11 protein-coding genes are annotated in these 14,878 nt (G+C 69.6%); 1 reads left to right on the top strand and 10 read right to left on the bottom strand.

Annotated elements, in window-relative coordinates; all coding sequences use genetic code 11:
- Positions 1 to 100: 100 nt before the first annotated feature.
- The gene (gene ppx, locus QLQ83_RS03535) at positions 101 to 1,645 is read left to right on the top strand and encodes an exopolyphosphatase (RefSeq protein WP_282734183.1); all 1,545 of its coding nucleotides are present in this window, start codon (positions 101 to 103) and stop codon (positions 1,643 to 1,645) included.
- Here ppx and tilS read toward each other — a convergent pair.
- The 10 genes from tilS to bamA form a co-directional block, all read right to left on the bottom strand.
- Entirely contained in the window at positions 1,575 to 2,909 is a 1,335-nt protein-coding gene (gene tilS, locus QLQ83_RS03530) for a tRNA lysidine(34) synthetase TilS (RefSeq protein WP_282734182.1), read from the bottom strand. The genes ppx and tilS overlap by 71 nt on opposite strands.
- Positions 2,910 to 2,930: 21 nt before the next feature.
- Positions 2,931 to 3,884: an acetyl-CoA carboxylase carboxyl transferase subunit alpha gene (gene accA / locus QLQ83_RS03525; protein WP_282734181.1), complete on the bottom strand. Its 954-nt coding sequence runs from the start codon at positions 3,882 to 3,884 to the stop codon at positions 2,931 to 2,933.
- A 367-nt stretch (positions 3,885 to 4,251) separates the two neighbouring features.
- Positions 4,252 to 7,752 carry a DNA polymerase III subunit alpha gene (dnaE, locus tag QLQ83_RS03520; protein ID WP_282734180.1) on the bottom strand — a complete coding sequence of 1,167 codons (3,501 nt, stop codon included), beginning with the start codon at positions 7,750 to 7,752 and terminating at the stop codon, positions 4,252 to 4,254.
- A 21-nt stretch (positions 7,753 to 7,773) separates the two neighbouring features.
- Positions 7,774 to 8,412 (bottom strand): ribonuclease HII, encoded by a 639-nt coding sequence (gene rnhB, locus QLQ83_RS03515; protein ID WP_282734179.1) that lies wholly within the window; start codon positions 8,410 to 8,412, stop codon positions 7,774 to 7,776.
- Positions 8,409 to 9,605: a lipid-A-disaccharide synthase gene (gene lpxB, locus QLQ83_RS03510; RefSeq protein WP_282734178.1), complete on the bottom strand. Its 1,197-nt coding sequence runs from the start codon at positions 9,603 to 9,605 to the stop codon at positions 8,409 to 8,411. Before lpxB ends, rnhB begins: the two co-directional genes overlap by 4 nt.
- A 13-nt stretch (positions 9,606 to 9,618) precedes the next feature.
- Positions 9,619 to 10,386, bottom strand: coding sequence for an acyl-ACP--UDP-N-acetylglucosamine O-acyltransferase (lpxA, locus tag QLQ83_RS03505; RefSeq protein ID WP_282734177.1), 768 nt, complete (start codon positions 10,384 to 10,386; stop codon positions 9,619 to 9,621).
- Positions 10,383 to 10,826 (bottom strand): 3-hydroxyacyl-ACP dehydratase FabZ, encoded by a 444-nt coding sequence (gene fabZ / locus QLQ83_RS03500; RefSeq protein ID WP_282734176.1) that lies wholly within the window; start codon positions 10,824 to 10,826, stop codon positions 10,383 to 10,385. The genes lpxA and fabZ overlap by 4 nt, the downstream gene beginning before the upstream one ends.
- Positions 10,827 to 10,932: 106 nt before the next feature.
- Positions 10,933 to 11,970 (bottom strand): UDP-3-O-(3-hydroxymyristoyl)glucosamine N-acyltransferase, encoded by a 1,038-nt coding sequence (lpxD, locus tag QLQ83_RS03495; RefSeq protein WP_282734175.1) that lies wholly within the window; start codon positions 11,968 to 11,970, stop codon positions 10,933 to 10,935.
- 28 nt (positions 11,971 to 11,998) lie between these two features.
- Positions 11,999 to 12,505 (bottom strand): OmpH/Skp family outer membrane protein, encoded by a 507-nt coding sequence (locus tag QLQ83_RS03490; protein ID WP_282734174.1) that lies wholly within the window; start codon positions 12,503 to 12,505, stop codon positions 11,999 to 12,001.
- A 28-nt stretch (positions 12,506 to 12,533) separates the two neighbouring features.
- The gene (bamA, locus tag QLQ83_RS03485) at positions 12,534 to 14,876 is read right to left on the bottom strand and encodes an outer membrane protein assembly factor BamA (protein ID WP_282734173.1); all 2,343 of its coding nucleotides are present in this window, start codon (positions 14,874 to 14,876) and stop codon (positions 12,534 to 12,536) included.
- Between the last annotated feature and the right edge of the window lie 2 nt (positions 14,877 to 14,878).

Below are 14,878 nucleotides of genomic sequence, written 5' to 3'. Positions count from 1 at the left end.
AGTCAAGCCGGCGGGCGAACGCAAGCCCTGGGGCCCGCGACAATTGACACGATCGGGAGCGCCGCGCACCCTTGCCCCTGACCGATCCGAAGGAACTGCCATGACCTCGCCACAGGACCCGGCGCCCTCCGCTGCCGCCCCACTTCCGGCTGCCGTGGCCGGCGATCCCACCCGGCTCGCCGCCATTGACCTCGGCTCCAATAGCTTCCACCTGCTGGTGGCCAACTATCAGGATGACCGCCTGCAGGTGGTGGCCCGCCTCGGCGAGAAGGTCCAGCTGGCCGCCGGCCTCGACGAGGACGGCCGGCTCGGCGAGGAGGCCATGCAGCGCGCCCTGGACTGCCTGGCCCGCTTCGCCCCCTTCCTCGAGGATATCACCCCGGGGCACCTGCGGGTGGTGGGCACCAACGCGCTGCGCGATGCGATCAACAGCCAGGCGCTGATCGAGCGCGCCGAGGCCCTGCTCGGCCACCGCATCGAGATCATCGCCGGCCGCGAGGAGGCCCGCCTGATCTATCTGGGCGCGGCCCACGCCCTGGCCGAGGACGGCCGCCGACTGATCGTCGACATCGGCGGCGGCTCCACGGAGTTCATCATCGGCGAGCGCTTCGAGCCCCTGGCGCTGGAGAGCCTGCGCATGGGCTGCGTGACCTTCACCCGCCGCTTCTTCGAGGGGGGCGAGATCAGCGAGAAGCGCATGCGCCAGGCGGAGCTTGCCGCCCTCTCGGAGCTGGCCAACATCCAGCGCCCCTACCAGCGCCTGGGCTGGGTCGACCCGGTGGGGTCCAGCGGCACCATCAAGGCGGCGGCCGCGGTGATCGCGGCCGCCGGGGATGCCCCCGACGGGGTGATCACCCGCAACGGCCTGGCCGCCCTGCGCAAGCGCCTGATCAAGTGCAAGAAGCTCGACAAGGTGGCCATGGAGGGACTCAAGGCCGACCGCTCGCGGGTCTTTCCGGCCGGGGTGGCGATTCTCGGCGCGGTCTTCGAGGCCTTCGACCTGGAGCGGATGCGCTATGCCGACGGCGCCCTGCGCGAGGGGGTGCTCTACGACATGGTGGGGCGCAACAGTCCCGAGGACTCGCGCCTCAAGACCCTGGACGGCCTGGCCCGCAGCTACCAGGTGGACGGCCGGCAGGCCGACAACGTGGCGGCCACCGCCGGCGCCCTGCTCGACCAGGTCCGCGGGACCTGGGGCCTCGACGACGACCAGGCGCGCTTCCTCGACTGGGGCAGCCGCCTGCACGAGATCGGCCTGGCCATCTCCCACAGCCAGTTCCATCGCCACGGCGCCTACCTGCTGGAGTACTCCGACCTGGCCGGCTTCTCGCGGCCGGAACAACGACTGCTGGCCTTCCTGGTGCGCGCCCACCGCCGCAAGTTCCCGGTCAAGGAGTGGCAGGCGCTGCCCGAGTCGGAGCGCCGTCCCCACTCCCGGCTGGCCCGACTGCTGCGCCTGGCGGTGATCCTCAATCACTCCCGTCCCGAGCAGCCCCCGGCCGTGCCGCGGCTCGAAGCGGAGGGCGAGGCGCTGACGCTGACGCTGGTCGGCGAGGAGACCCCGGCGCTGCTGCTCAACGATCTGGAGCAGGAGGCGGCCTACCAGCAGGCCGCGGACTTCCCCCTGGTGCTGCGCCGCGGCTGACCCAGCCCTCGCCGAGCGCCAGCCACGCCTCATCCACCGGATCGAGCACCGCCACCGCGGTTTCTCCCAGCCGAACCACCAGCAGCCGCCCACGCGCCCAGGGCGGCACGTCGAGCTCCTGCAGCAGCCGCTTGAGGTCGCGCCGGCCACGGCCGGGCAGCCGCAGCCGCTCTCCCCCTCGCCGCGGTACTACCTGCAGACGGACCGGTGCACCATCGCCCCGGCCCAGCGAGACCCGCACCTCTCCCCATGGCGTGACCAGCGGTGAGCGGCCATCCCACCCGGCCTGCCAGTCGACCGGCAGCGGCTCAGGCGGCGCCAGCAGATGAAGCTGCCCTCGCCAGACCCTGGCCTCCGCGCCGGGCCAGGCCACCCGCACCTCGGCATCCTGCCTGGCACCGAGCTGGGCCAGCAGCGTCGCCAGCCGCCGCGCCGGCGGCGTCGGCAGGCCCAGCCGTGCGCAGCAGTGGCGCACCAGCAGACGCCGGCGAGCATCCGACGACAGCCCGGCCAGCCCATCAAGCTTCAAACGCGCAGGGTCGCCACCCAGGCGCTCGAGATCCAGCCCGGCGAGCTCGCCAAGCAGGGTATCTGCCTCACCGGCCAGCACCGCGCTGCGGGAGAGGGCCTCGCCGGCATGGGGCCAGCGGGAGGCGAGCAGCGGCAGCACGGCGTGGCGCAGGAAGTTGCGGTCCAGGGTCTCGTCGTCGTTGGAGGGGTCCTCCACCCAGGCCAGGCCCCGGCGCCCCGCCTCGGCCTCGAGGGTCGGCCGCGCCATAGCCAGAAAGGGGCGCTCGAGCCGCCGGCCCCGCCAGTCGCGGCCCATCGTCATCCCGGCCAGGCCGCGCACCCCGCTGCCACGCAGGGCGGCCAGCAGGAAGGTCTCGGCCTGGTCATCCCGATGCTGGGCCAGCCAGAGGGTCTCCCCCGGGGCCACTCGCCCTGCGAAGGCGGCGAAGCGCGCCGCCCGGGCCGCCCCTTCCAGCCCCTGCCCGGCGGATCGGTCGACGGCGACACCTTCCACGAACAGCGGCACGCCGAGTCGCGAACAGAGCCGTCGGCAGTGACGCTCGAAGCCGTCGGCGGCGGGCTGCAGGCCATGGTGGACGTGCAGGGCCCGCAGGGAGCGGGGATGACGACGACCGGCCGTGGCCGCCAGGGTCAGCAGCAGCGAGGAGTCCAGGCCACCCGAGAGGGCCACCCAGACACAACGCCCCGGCGGGGTCTGGGCCAGGGCGTCATCGATCAGACGTTGCAGGGACATGGCCGAACGCAGCAAGGCCCCTTAGACAGGTGCCCCGTAGCTCATCAGGCGCTCGTAGCGACGCTCCAGCATGCGGTCCGTGTCCATCGCCTCCAGGCGGTCGAGGCTCGCCAGCAGCGACGCCTTGACCCGCTCCGCGGTGGTCACCGGGTGGCGATGGGCCCCGCCCAGGGGCTCGGGAATCAGGGTATCGACCAGCCCCAGCTCCTTGAGACGCTCGGCGGTAATGCCCATCGCCTGGGCGGCATCGGAGGCCTTCTCGGCGCTCTTCCAGAGGATGGAGGCGCAGCCTTCGGGGGAGATCACCGAGTAGGTGGAGTACTGCAGCATGGCCAGTTCGTCGCAGACGCCGATGGCCAGCGCCCCGCCGGAACCGCCCTCGCCGACCACGGTGGCGACGATCGGCGTGCGAAGTCGCGACATCACCGCCAGGTTGTAGGCGATGGCCTCGGACTGGCCGCGCTCCTCGGCGTCGATGCCGGGATAGGCCCCCGGCGTATCGATAAAGGTCAGTACCGGCATGCGGAAGCGCTCGGCCATCTCCATCAGGCGGCAGGCCTTGCGGTAGCCCTCGGGGCGCGGCATGCCGAAGTTGCGGCGCACCTTCTCGTGGACGTCGCGGCCCTTCTGGTGGCCGATCACCATCACCGGCCGGTCATCCAGGCGCGCCACGCCGCCGACGATGGCGGCGTCGTCGGCGAACTTGCGATCGCCGTGGAGCTCGTCGAAGTCGCTGAAGACGTGCACCAGGTAGTCCAGGGTGTAGGGGCGCTGGGGATGGCGCGAGAGCTGCGAGACCTGCCAGGGGCTGAGGTCCTTGAAGATCGACTCGGTGAGCTTGCGGCTCTTCTCCTCGAGCCGGCCGATCTCGTCGCTGAGGTTGACCTGGCTGTCGTTGCCGACCAGCCGCAGCTCCTCGATCTTGGCCTGGAGTTCGGCGATGGGCTGTTCGAAGTCGAGATAGTTCGGATTCATTGGCCGGATGCCTTGTCGTGTTTCACCGCCCTGCCCGTCGAGGCCAGGCGCGGCGCGAAAAGTGAAGTGGCTGGCATTATCGCACCCTCAACGCGCCACGCAAGGCGACACAGCTACTGCTGGCGACTGCTCGGGACTGATCCGGCGGAAGGCCCCGGAACGCCGGACCGTCGAGGAGGCGCTGTGAACCCCTCCCTGGGCGCTACCGACGCCCTGCTTCGCTCTCGCGTCCCGCTTCGCTTGCAGGTCCGGTGCTGGCCATCCTTGACCAGCCCGTTCGGAGGGATCCTTCTCACCCCTGGCGTAGGACCTCCTCTACGGCCTGCCCCCGGGGCCCCTCGCGGACATGCTGAAGGCCACGGCCAGTTTACCGATACTTCAGTCTTACCCCATCCTGTCCCTGCACCTCGCGCAGGCCGGTGAGCAGCTCGTCGCTGGGGGTGACGCGCCACTCCTCGGCGAGCTCCAGCCAGCCCGAGGCCTCGGCATTACGGTAGCGCAGCCGGACCGGCAGGCCCTCCCCGTCGCAGAAGGGGGCGAGGCTCGCGCGCAGCGAATCCACCAGCCGCCCGTTGAGGCGACCGCCGTCCAGGGAGAGCTCCACCGCCTGGCCGAAGCGGCTGCGCGCCTCGACCATCGGCGTGACCTCCTTGCCGCGCAGACGCAGTCCGCCGGAGTAGTCGTCGCTGGAGACCTCGCCCTCGACGATCATCACCTGGTCGGCCTCGAGACGGCCGCGCAGCCGGTCATAGAGCTCACCGAACAGCGACGCCTCGATGCGCCCGGTGCGATCGTCCAGGGTGATGAAGGCCATGGTATCACCACGCTTGGACTTCATGGTCCGCACGCCGACCACCAGGCCCGCCACCCGCTGGGGCTCCCGGGAGGGCTTGAGGTCGCTGATGCGGGTGGAGACGAAGCGGGCGAGCTCGCCCTCGTACTCGTCGATGGGGTGGCCGGTGAGGTATAGGCCCAGGGTCTCCTTCTCGCCGGCGAGGCGCTCCTTGTCGCTCCACTCCCGAGCCTGGCGGTAATCGCCGTAGGCATCGGCGGCCGATTCGTCGACGAAGGCCTCGCCGAACATGTCCATCATGCCCAGGTTCTGATTGGTCTGGGTCTGGACCGCCGCCTTCAGGGCATCCTCCAGCGCCGCGCTGAGCACCGCACGGCTCGGCCCCAGGGTGTCCAGGGCGCCGGAGCGGATCAGCGCCTCCAGGGTGCGCTTGTTCATGCGCTTGGGATCGACCCGGCGGCAGAAGTCGAAGAGATCCTCGAAGGGGCCGTCCGCGTCGCGGGCCTCGACGATGGCGCCGATGGGGCCCTCGCCGACCCCGCGGATCGCCCCCAGGCCATAGACGACCCGTGCCTGGTCGTCGACGGTGAACTTGTAGCCGCCGACGTTGACGTCGGGCGGAGTCACCGTAAGCGAGAGGTGACGGCACTCCTCGATCAGCGGCACCACCTTGTCGAGGTTATCCATCTCGGTGGACATCACCGCCGCCATGAAGGGGCCGGGATAATGCGCCTTCAGCCAGGCGGTCTGGTAGGAGACCAGCGCATAGGCCGCCGAGTGGGACTTGTTGAAGCCGTAGCCGGCGAACTTCTCCACCAGGTCGAAGATGTTGCCGGCGAGGTCCTTGTCGATGCCGTTGGCCGCACAGCCCTCCATGAAGCCGGCGCGCTGCTTGGCCATCTCCTCGGGCTTCTTCTTGCCCATGGCGCGGCGCAGCATGTCGGCCTGGCCCAGCGAGTAGCCCGCCATCACCTGGGCGATCTGCATCACCTGCTCCTGGTAGAGGATGATGCCGTAGGTGGGGGCGAGCACCGACTTGAGCAGCTCGTGCTGGTAGTCCGGGTGGGGGTAGGAGATCTCCGCCCGGCCATGCTTGCGGTTGATGAAGTCGTCGACCATCCCCGACTGCAGGGGGCCGGGGCGAAACAGCGCCACCAGGGCGATCATGTCCTCCAGGGAGTCGGGCAGCAGGCGCTTGATCAGCTCCTTCATGCCACGTGACTCGAGCTGGAAGACCGCCGTGGTCTCGGCCTTCTTGAGCATCTCGAAGGTCGGCACGTCATCCAGCGGGATGGTGTCGATGTCCAGCGGCCCCTGGCCCTCGGTGGCGCGGACCTTGTCGACCATCTCCAGCGCCCAGTCGATGATGGTCAGGGTGCGCAGGCCGAGGAAGTCGAACTTGACCAGCCCCGCCTCCTCGATATCGTTCTTGTCGAACTGCACCACCAAGCCGTTGCCGTCCTCGTCGCAGAGCAGCGGCGAGAAGTCGGTGAGCTTGGTCGGCGCGATCACCACGCCGCCGGCGTGCTTGCCGGTGCCGCGGGTGACGCCCTCGAGCTTCTTGGCCATCTCCCAGATCTCGGCGGCCTCCTCGTCGTTGTCGAGGAACTCCTTGAGCGCCGGCTCGGCCTCGATGGCCTTGGCCAGCGTCATGCCCACCTCGAAGGGGATCAGCTTGGAGAGCTTGTCCCCCAGCGAGTAGGGCTTGCCCTGGGCACGCGCCACGTCGCGCACCACCGCCTTGGCCGCCATGGTGCCGAAGGTGACGATCTGGGACACCGCGTCGCGCCCGTAGCGGTCGGCCACGTAGTCGATCACCCGGTCGCGCTTCTCCATGCAGAAGTCGACGTCGAAGTCGGGCATCGAGACCCGCTCGGGGTTGAGGAAGCGCTCGAACAGCAGGTCGTAGCCGATGGGGTCGAGGTCGGTGATCTTCTGGGCGTAGGCCACCAGCGAGCCCGCACCGGAGCCGCGCCCGGGCCCCACCGGGACGTCGTTGTCCTTGGCCCACTGGATGAAGTCCATCACGATCAGGAAGTAGCCGGGGAAGCCCATCTGGATGATGATGTCGAGCTCGAAGTCGAGCCGCTTGCGGTAGCGGGCGTCGATCTCGGCATACTCCGCCCCGTCGCGCGGATAACGTTCTGCCGGATAGAGGACGTCCAGGCGCTCGGTGAGGCCGTCATGGGAGATCTTGCGGAAGTACTCGTCCTGGGTCATGCCCTCGGGAATCGCGAACTCCGGCAGGAAGATCTCGCCCAGGCGCACCTCCACGTTGCAGCGCGCGGCGATCATCACGCTGTTTTCGAGCGCCTCGGGGATGTCGGCGAACAGCTCGGCCATCTCCGCGGGGCTCTTGAGGTACTGCTCCTCGGTGTAGCGCCGCTCGCGGCGCTTATCGTCCAGCGCCTTGCCCTCGCCGATGGCCACCCGGGTCTCGTGGGCCCAGAAGTCCTCGCGCGCGAGGAAGCGCACGTCGTTGGTGGCCACCACCGGAATGCCGGTCTCGACGGCCAGGTCCACCGAGAGGTGCACGCACTCCTCTTCCAGCGGCCGGCCGGTACGGGTCAGCTCCAGGTAGAAGCGTCCCGGGAAGGCGGCGCTCCACTCCTCGAGCAGGGCGCGAGCCTCGTCGTGATGGTCGCTCAACAGGTGTCGGCCGACCTCCCCTTCCCGGCCCCCGGACAGGGCGATCAGCCCCGCGCTCTGCTCGAGCACCCAGGCCTTGTCCAGCAGGGCCAGGCCCTGGCGCTGGCCGTGCATCCATCCCCGCGAGATCAGCTCGGTGAGGTTGCGATAGCCGGTCTCGTCCATGGCCAGCAGCGTCAGGCGATAGGGATGCCCCTCGTCATGGGGATTGGCCAGCCAGAGGTCGCTGCCGATGATCGGCTTGAGCCCCGCCCCCTGGGCGCCCTTGTAGAACTTGACCAGGCCGAAGAGGTTGGCCTCGTCGGTCAGCGTCAGGGCCGGCAGGCCCTGGTCAACGGCGGCCTGGACCAGCGGCTTGAGACGCACCAGGCCGTCGACCAGGGAAAACTCGCTGTGGACGCGAAGATGAACGAAGGGCGTGGTCATGATGGGCTCGGGATTGGTGAATCAGAACAGTGCCAGCTGGCGCTTTACCGGACCGAAGGAGCGACGATGGTCGGGCAGCGGCCCCAGGCGCTCCAGGGCGGCCAGGTGTTCGCGGGTCGGGTAGCCCTTGTGGCGGGCGAAACCGTAGTCGGGATACCGGGCATCGAGGGCCACCATGCCCGCGTCGCGGGCGACCTTGGCCAGTATCGAGGCGGCGGCGATGGCCGGATGGCGGGCATCGCCCTTGACCACCGCCTGGCCGGGAACATGATGCCCGGGCAACCGGTTGCCGTCCACCAGCAGGTACTCGGCCGCCGGCACCAGGGCGTCGATGGCACGGCGCATGGCGAGGTGGGTGGCATGGTAGATATTGAGCGCGTCCACCTCGGCGGCCGACGCCTCGGCCACGGCAAAGGCCAGCGCCCGGTCGCGGATCTCGAGCGCCAGGGCCTCGCGACGCCGGGCGGTGAGCGCCTTGGAGTCGGCAAGGCCCGCGATGGACCGTGCCGGGTCGAGGATTACCGCGGCGGCGACCACCGGGCCGACCAGCGGGCCGCGACCCACCTCGTCGACCCCGGCCAGGCGGTCTCCCGGATAGTCGATCACCAGCGGCGGCAGCTCGCGGCCCCCCTTCCCACTCGCGCGCGCCTTGACCGTCACGGCGACACCTCGTCGGCCAGCTCCGGGGCCACGCTGGCCGGCAGCGGACGGCCCGCCACCAGGGCCTCGATGGCCTCGGCCGCCCGGCGGCTGGCATCGCGCTGCAGGCCGGCATGCATGGCGGCGAAGCGCGCCTCCAGGGCCGCACGACCCGCGGGATCATCGAGCATGGCGCCTAGTCCCGCGGCGATCGCCTCGGGGTTGGCCGCATCCTGGATCAGCTCCGGCACCAGGGCCTCGCGGGCGATCAGGTTGGGCAGCGAGATCCACTCGGTCTTCACCAGTCGCTTCGCCAGCCAGTGGGTCATGGGCGCCATCCGGTAGGCGACCAGCATCGCACGATGGCAGAGCATCGCCTCCAGGGCCGCGGTGCCCGAGGCGAGCAGCACCGCATTGCTTGCCACCATGGCCTCCCGGGCCCGGCCGTCGACCAGGGTCAGGCGGTCCACCAGGGCGGGGTGCTCGGCCATCAGCGCCTCCAGTTCGGTGCGGCGCTCGGGCGTCGCCGCCGGGACCACCACCCGCAGCCCGGGGCGCGAGGCGCAGAGCCGCTCGACGGCGGCGAGGAAGGTCTCGCCCAGGAAGTGGATCTCGCTGGCCCGGGAACCGGGCAGCACGGCCAGCACCGGGCCGTGGGCGGGCAGGCCCAGCTCGGCACGCGCGGCGGTGCGGTCGTTGTCGAGGGGCAGTTCGTCGGCCAGGGGATGGCCGACGAAGGCCACCGGCACGCGGTGGCGGGCGTAGAAGGCGGCCTCGAAGGGCAGGAAGGTGAGCATGGCGTCGACGGAGCGGGCGATGCCCTTGACCCGCCCCTGCCGCCAGGCCCAGACGGAGGGGCTGACGTAGTGGGCGGTGGTCAGGCCCGCCTCGCGCAGCTGCCGCTCCAGCCCGAGGTTGAAATCCGGGGCATCGATGCCGATGGCGATATCGGGCCGCCAGGCCAGGGCATCGCGCCTGAGTTCACGCCGCACCCGGACCAGCCCGGGCAGGTGCCTGAGCACCTCGACCAGGCCCATCACCGACAGGGTCTCCAGGGGAAAGCGGCTGTCGATGCCCTCGGCGATCATGCGCGGGCCGCCGATGCCGCGGAACGCGACCCCCGGATGACGCGCCTTAAGCGCACGCATCAGGCCGGCTCCCAGGATGTCGCCGGAGAGCTCGCCGGCGACCAGGTAGACGCGACGGACCGTCATGACGCCGCCATGCTCAGCGGATGATGCCGCGGGTCGAGGCCTCGATGGAGGCGGCGAAGGCCTCGGTCTCGGGCAGCGCGAAGCGCTCCCGGATCTGATCCAGAGCCTGCTCGGTGGTCAACCCCTGGCGATAGACCAGCTTGTAGGCCTCGCCCAGCGCACGGATGGCCTCCCGGGAGAAGCCGCGGCGCTTGAGCCCCACCAGATTGAGCCCGTGGACCTGGGCCGGATTGCCGTTGATCATCACATAGGCCGGGGTGTCCTTGGTGATGATCGAACCGCCGCCCGCCATGGCGTGGTCGCCGAAGTGGCAGAACTGATGGATGGCCGAGAGGCCACCGATAATGACGAAATCGCCCAGATGCACGTGGCCGGCGAGCGTCACCTGGTTGGCCAGGATGCAGTCGTCGCCGATCACGCAGTCATGGCCGACGTGCACGTAGGCCATGAAGAGGTTGCGCGAGCCGATGGTGGTCTCGCCGCGATCCTGCGCGGTGCCGCGATGCAGGGTCGCCCCTTCGCGGATGACGTTGTCGTCGCCCATCACCAGGCGGGTCGGCTCCCCGGCGTATTTCTTGTCCTGGCAGTCCTCGCCGACCGACGCGAACTGGAAGATGCGGGTCCGCGCACCCAGCACGGTGGGGCCCTTGAGCACGACGTGGGGGCCGATATGGCTGCCGGACCCGATCTCGACATCGGGCCCGATCACCGTGAAGGGCCCGACCTCGACATCGTCGGCCAGGCGCGCCGCGGGATCGATGAGGGCGGTAGGGTGTATCAAGCGACCTTCCTCTCGGCGCAGGTGATGTCGGCCTCGCAGATCAGCTCGCCATCCACCGTGGCGCGGCAGGCGAACTTCCAGATGCCCCGCTTGGTGCGCTCGACCCTGGCCTCCAGCACCAGCTGGTCGCCGGGCATCACCGGGCGCTTGAAGCGCACATTGTCGCTGGCCACCAGGTAGTAGACGTAGCCGTCGGCGGGCAGCTTGTTGACGGTCTTGAAGCCGAGGATGCCACAGGCCTGGGCCAGCGCCTCGATCACCAGCACCCCGGGCATGATCGGGTGATGCGGGAAGTGGCCGTTGAAGAAGGGTTCATTGATGCTGACATTCTTGTAGGCAACGATGGCTTCGCCCAGGGTGATCTCCGTCACCCGATCCACCAGCAGGAAGGGGTAGCGGTGGGGCAGATACTCACGAATCTCGTTGATGTCCATTACCATCGTAGCAACCTCTGAAATGACAGGATGCCCGTCCCGCGGAAGGGCATGGCCGGCAGCAGGGGCCGGCGCAGACAGGCGGTGGATTATACCGCCCTGCGACACGGCCTCAACCGCTGCGGCCGGCCTTCTCGAGCCGCGCCAGGCGCCGGGCGATGTCGTCGAGCTGCTTGAAGCGCACCGCGTTGCGGCGCCACTGGGCATTGTCCATGGCGCCGGTCCCCGACGAGTAGATCCCGGGCTCGAGGATCGAGTTGGTCACCAGGCTCATGCCGGTGACCTGTACCCCGTCGGCGATGGTCAGGTGGCCGGAGAGCCCCACGCCGCCCCCCAGCATGCAGTGTCGGCCCACCCGGGTGGAACCGGCGATGCCCACGCAGCCGGCCAGGGCACTGTGGTCGCCGATCTGCACGTTGTGGGCGATCTGCACCTGGCTGTCGATCTTGACGTCGTCGCCGATCAGGGTGTCGCCGAGCGCGCCGCGATCGATGCTCGAGCAGCTGCCCACCTCGACGTCGTCGCCCAGCACCACGCCGCCCAGCTGGGCGATCTTGTGCCAGCGCGCCCCGTCGTGGGCGAAACCGAAGCCGTCGCCGCCGATCACGCAGCCGCTGTGCAGGATGGCCCGGGCGCCGATCACCACGCCATGGCAGACGGTGACATTGGCGTGCAGGCGCGACCCGGGACCGATGCGCGAGTCGGCGCCCACCACGCAGCCCGGGCCGATCACCACCTCGTCACCCAGCTCGACCCCCGACTCGATCACCGCCTGGGGGCCGATGGCCACCTCCGCGCCCAGGCGGACGTCGTCGGCGACCACCGCCGTGGGGTGGATACCGGCCGGGGTACGCCCGGCCAGGGGATCGAAGAGCCGCGACAGCTCGGCGTAGCCGAGGTAGGGGTTGTCCATCTCCAGGCGCGCCACCGGGCAGGTCCCGGCATGGCCGGGTGCCAGCAGCACCGCCGCGGCCCGGGTCCCCGGCAGGTCCTTGAGGTAGGCGCGATTGGCGAGGAAGGCCACCTGGTCCGGCTCGGCCTCCCTGAGCGTGGCCAGGCCGCTCACCCGCCGGCCGCCGTCACCCTCCAGGCGGGCTCCCAGGCGCTCGGCGATCTCGGCCAGTGTGAGGGTTCGGGCGTCTTGGTTCATGGGGACTCGCTGTCGTGGGGCGGCCGGCTCAGTAGAGGGTGTTGAGGATCTCGGTGACTTCCCCGGTCAGGTTCTGCAGCTCCCGTTCGGAATGCAGCACGCCGTTCGGGTCCACGAGCACCTCGACCCCGTGGCGGTCGATGACCTGCTGGACGGCCTGGTCCAGCTTGGGCTCGGCCTGCTGGAGGAACTGCTGCTCGGACTGCTGGCGCGCCTGGCCGATCTCCTGGCGCAGCCGCTCGAAGCGCTGCCCCTTCTGCTGGAACTCCTGCATGGCCGTGCGCCGCTCGGTCTCGGTCATGCTCTCGCCCTGCTGCTGCAGGCGCTGCTGGGTCTGCTGGAGCTCCTGGCCCAGGGACTCGGCCTCCTGCTGCTGACCGGCGAGGCGGTTGCGCAGCTCGTTCATGGAGCGCTGGGCGGCATCGGTCTCCATCAGCGCGGCGCGCCAGTCGAGCACGGCCACCTCGTCGGCCTGGGCCGGCAGGGTCACGGCGGCCAGCAGGCCGAGGCAGAGAGCGGCGGACAGCTTGCGCATGGGGGAGACTCCTCGATAGGGGGCCGGATCAGAAGGTCTGACCCAGCGAGAACTGGAAGAACTGGGTGTCGTCACCGTCCTCGTCGTTGAGCGGCTCGGCGACGCTGAAGGTCAGCGGCCCCACCGGGGTCAACCAGGAGAGGCCGACCCCCGCGCTGTAGCGCAGCTCGCCCAGGTCGACGCCGGAGTCGCATGTCGAGGTGAATCCCTCAGGCACGTCGTAGCAGTCGGTCAGGAAGGTATTGCCGGCATCCAGGAACAGCGAGGCCTGCAGCGAGCGCTGGTCCTCGACGAAGGGCACCGGGAAGAGCACCTCGGCGCTGCCCTCCACCAGGACGTTGCCGCCCAGGGTGCGGTCGTCGCCACCGTTGCGCTCGGTGGTGGCCGGCCCCAGGGTGTTGCCGGTGAAGCCGCGGACCGAGCCCAGGCCGCCGGAGAAGAAGTTCTCGTAGAACGGATAGGGGTCGTCGCCGCCGACGGTGTCCGCATAGCCCAGCTCGCCGCTGAACTTCAGGCCCCAGGTCTGCTCCTCGTTGAAGGGGAAGATCTGGCGGGCCTGGGCGCGCAGCTTGTAGTACTCGGCGTCGCTGCCCGGCACCGCGCTCTCCAGCGACAGGCGCTGGTAGTTGCCGGCGGTGGGCATGATGCCGCGATTGAGGTTGTTGCGGGTCCAGCTGGCGGTGAGCTTCAGGCTCTGGGCATCGCTGCCCTGGTCATTTTCATACTGGATGATCTCGGCCGGCGTATCGCGATAGGTCTTGAGCGACAGGTCCTCGAGAGCAGCCCCGAAGTTCAGGCGAGTCAGCTCGTTGATCGGGTAGCCGAAGTTGATGCCCCCACCGAAGGCGTCGGTGGAGTAGGTCGAGATGTCGGAGTCCTCGTAGTCGGTCTCGCGGTAGTAGAGGTTATAGCCGCGGGAGATGCCGTCGAGGGTCCAGTACGGGTCGGTGAAACCGAAGTTGAGGCTGGTGAAGGTGTCGCTGCGCTGGGCACCGAGGTTGACCCGGTTGCCGGTGCCGAGAAAGTTGTTCTGGGACAGCGAGGCACCGTAGATCACCCCGGCGCTCTGGGAGAAGCCGATGCTCGCCGAGATCGAGCCGGAGGGCTGCTCCTCCACGGTGTAGGTGACGTCGAGCTTGTCGGGCTCGCCGGCCACCGGTCGCGTCTCCACGTCGACCTGCTTGAAGAAGCCCAGGCGCTCCAGGCGCTGGCGCGACTGGCTGATCGACTCGGTGGAGGCCGGCGCCCCCTCCATCTGGACCATCTCGCGCCGCAGCACCTCGTCCTGGGTGGTGGTGTTGCCGGCGAACTCGATGCGCCGCACGTAAGCCCGGCGGCCGGGCTCGACGCGGAAGGTCAGGTCCACGGTGTCGCCGCTGGTGGCGACCTCGGGAATGCCGTCCACGTTGGCGAAGGCGAAGCCCTCGGCACCCAGCCGCGAGCGCAGGGCCTCCGAGGAGGCGGTGACGTCGCTGCGAGAGAAGATCTCGCCGCTCTCCACGTCCAGCAGCTCACGGGCCTCGCGCTCGGGGATCCGCAGATCGCCGGCGAAGCGGATGTCGCCCAGCCGGTACTGCCGCCCCTCGTCGATGTTCACGGTAACGAAGATCCGCGACTTGTCGGGGCTGATCGAGACCTGGGAGGACTCGATGTTGAAGTTCACGTAGCCGCGGTCCAGGTAGAAGGAGCGCAGCCGTTCCAGGTCACCGGCCAGGGCCTCGCGGGAGTACTCGTCGCTGGAGAACCAGCCGAAGAAGAACCCCGGCTTGTCCTCGAGCTCGAAGACCTCGCGCAGCTCCTCATCGTCGAAGTCACGATTGCCGACGATGTTGATCTGGCGGATCTTGGCCACCGCCCCCTCGTCGATGTCGATGTTGACCTGGACCTGGCCCTCGCTGACCTCCTCGACGGAGGTCTCGATCCGGGCGCTGTAGCGCCCTTGGGACTGGTAGACCCCCTCGAGTTCGCGCTGGATCTCCTCGAGGGTGGAGAGCTGCAGCACCTGCCCCTCCTCCAGCCCGGCCTGCTTGAGGCCGTCGCGCAGGTCCTCATCGGGGATCTGGTCGTTGCCCTCGATATCGAGGCGCGCGATGGTCGGGCGCTCCACCACCTGGATGATCAGCACGTCCCCCTCGCGGGCCAGGCTGACGTCCTCGAACAGGCCGGTGGCGAAGAGCTCGCGGGCCGCCTCGGCCAGCTCGCGCTCGTCGACCCGGTCGCGGGCGCTGACAGGAAAGGCATTGAACACCGAGGCGGGGGAAACCCGCTGCAGCCCCTCTACCCTTATGTCGGAAACGTCGAAAGGTTCCGCCTGTGCCGCCTGGGCACCTACGAGCAGCAGCGCCGCCAGTCCGATGGTCTTGATTTTCATGC

Origin of the sequence: Halomonas rhizosphaerae (assembly GCF_030010555.1) — a bacterium.
GTDB lineage: Bacteria > Pseudomonadota > Gammaproteobacteria > Pseudomonadales > Halomonadaceae > Halomonas > Halomonas rhizosphaerae.
The sequence above is the reverse complement of the archived record's forward strand: the minus strand, read 5'-3'. Positions and strand labels throughout refer to the sequence as shown.

Coding starts and splice junctions, on each gene's coding strand:
- ppx (WP_282734183.1), top strand. CDS start 101: ATGACCTCGCCACAGGACCCGGCGCCCTCCGCTGCCGCCCCACTTCCG.
- tilS (WP_282734182.1), bottom strand. CDS start 2,909: ATGTCCCTGCAACGTCTGATCGATGACGCCCTGGCCCAGACCCCGCCG.
- accA (WP_282734181.1), bottom strand. CDS start 3,884: ATGAATCCGAACTATCTCGACTTCGAACAGCCCATCGCCGAACTCCAG.
- dnaE (WP_282734180.1), bottom strand. CDS start 7,752: ATGACCACGCCCTTCGTTCATCTTCGCGTCCACAGCGAGTTTTCCCTG.
- lpxB (WP_282734178.1), bottom strand. CDS start 9,605: ATGACGGTCCGTCGCGTCTACCTGGTCGCCGGCGAGCTCTCCGGCGAC.
- fabZ (WP_282734176.1), bottom strand. CDS start 10,826: ATGGTAATGGACATCAACGAGATTCGTGAGTATCTGCCCCACCGCTAC.
- lpxD (WP_282734175.1), bottom strand. CDS start 11,970: ATGAACCAAGACGCCCGAACCCTCACACTGGCCGAGATCGCCGAGCGC.
- QLQ83_RS03490 (WP_282734174.1), bottom strand. CDS start 12,505: ATGCGCAAGCTGTCCGCCGCTCTCTGCCTCGGCCTGCTGGCCGCCGTG.
- bamA (WP_282734173.1), bottom strand. CDS start 14,876: ATGAAAATCAAGACCATCGGACTGGCGGCGCTGCTGCTCGTAGGTGCC.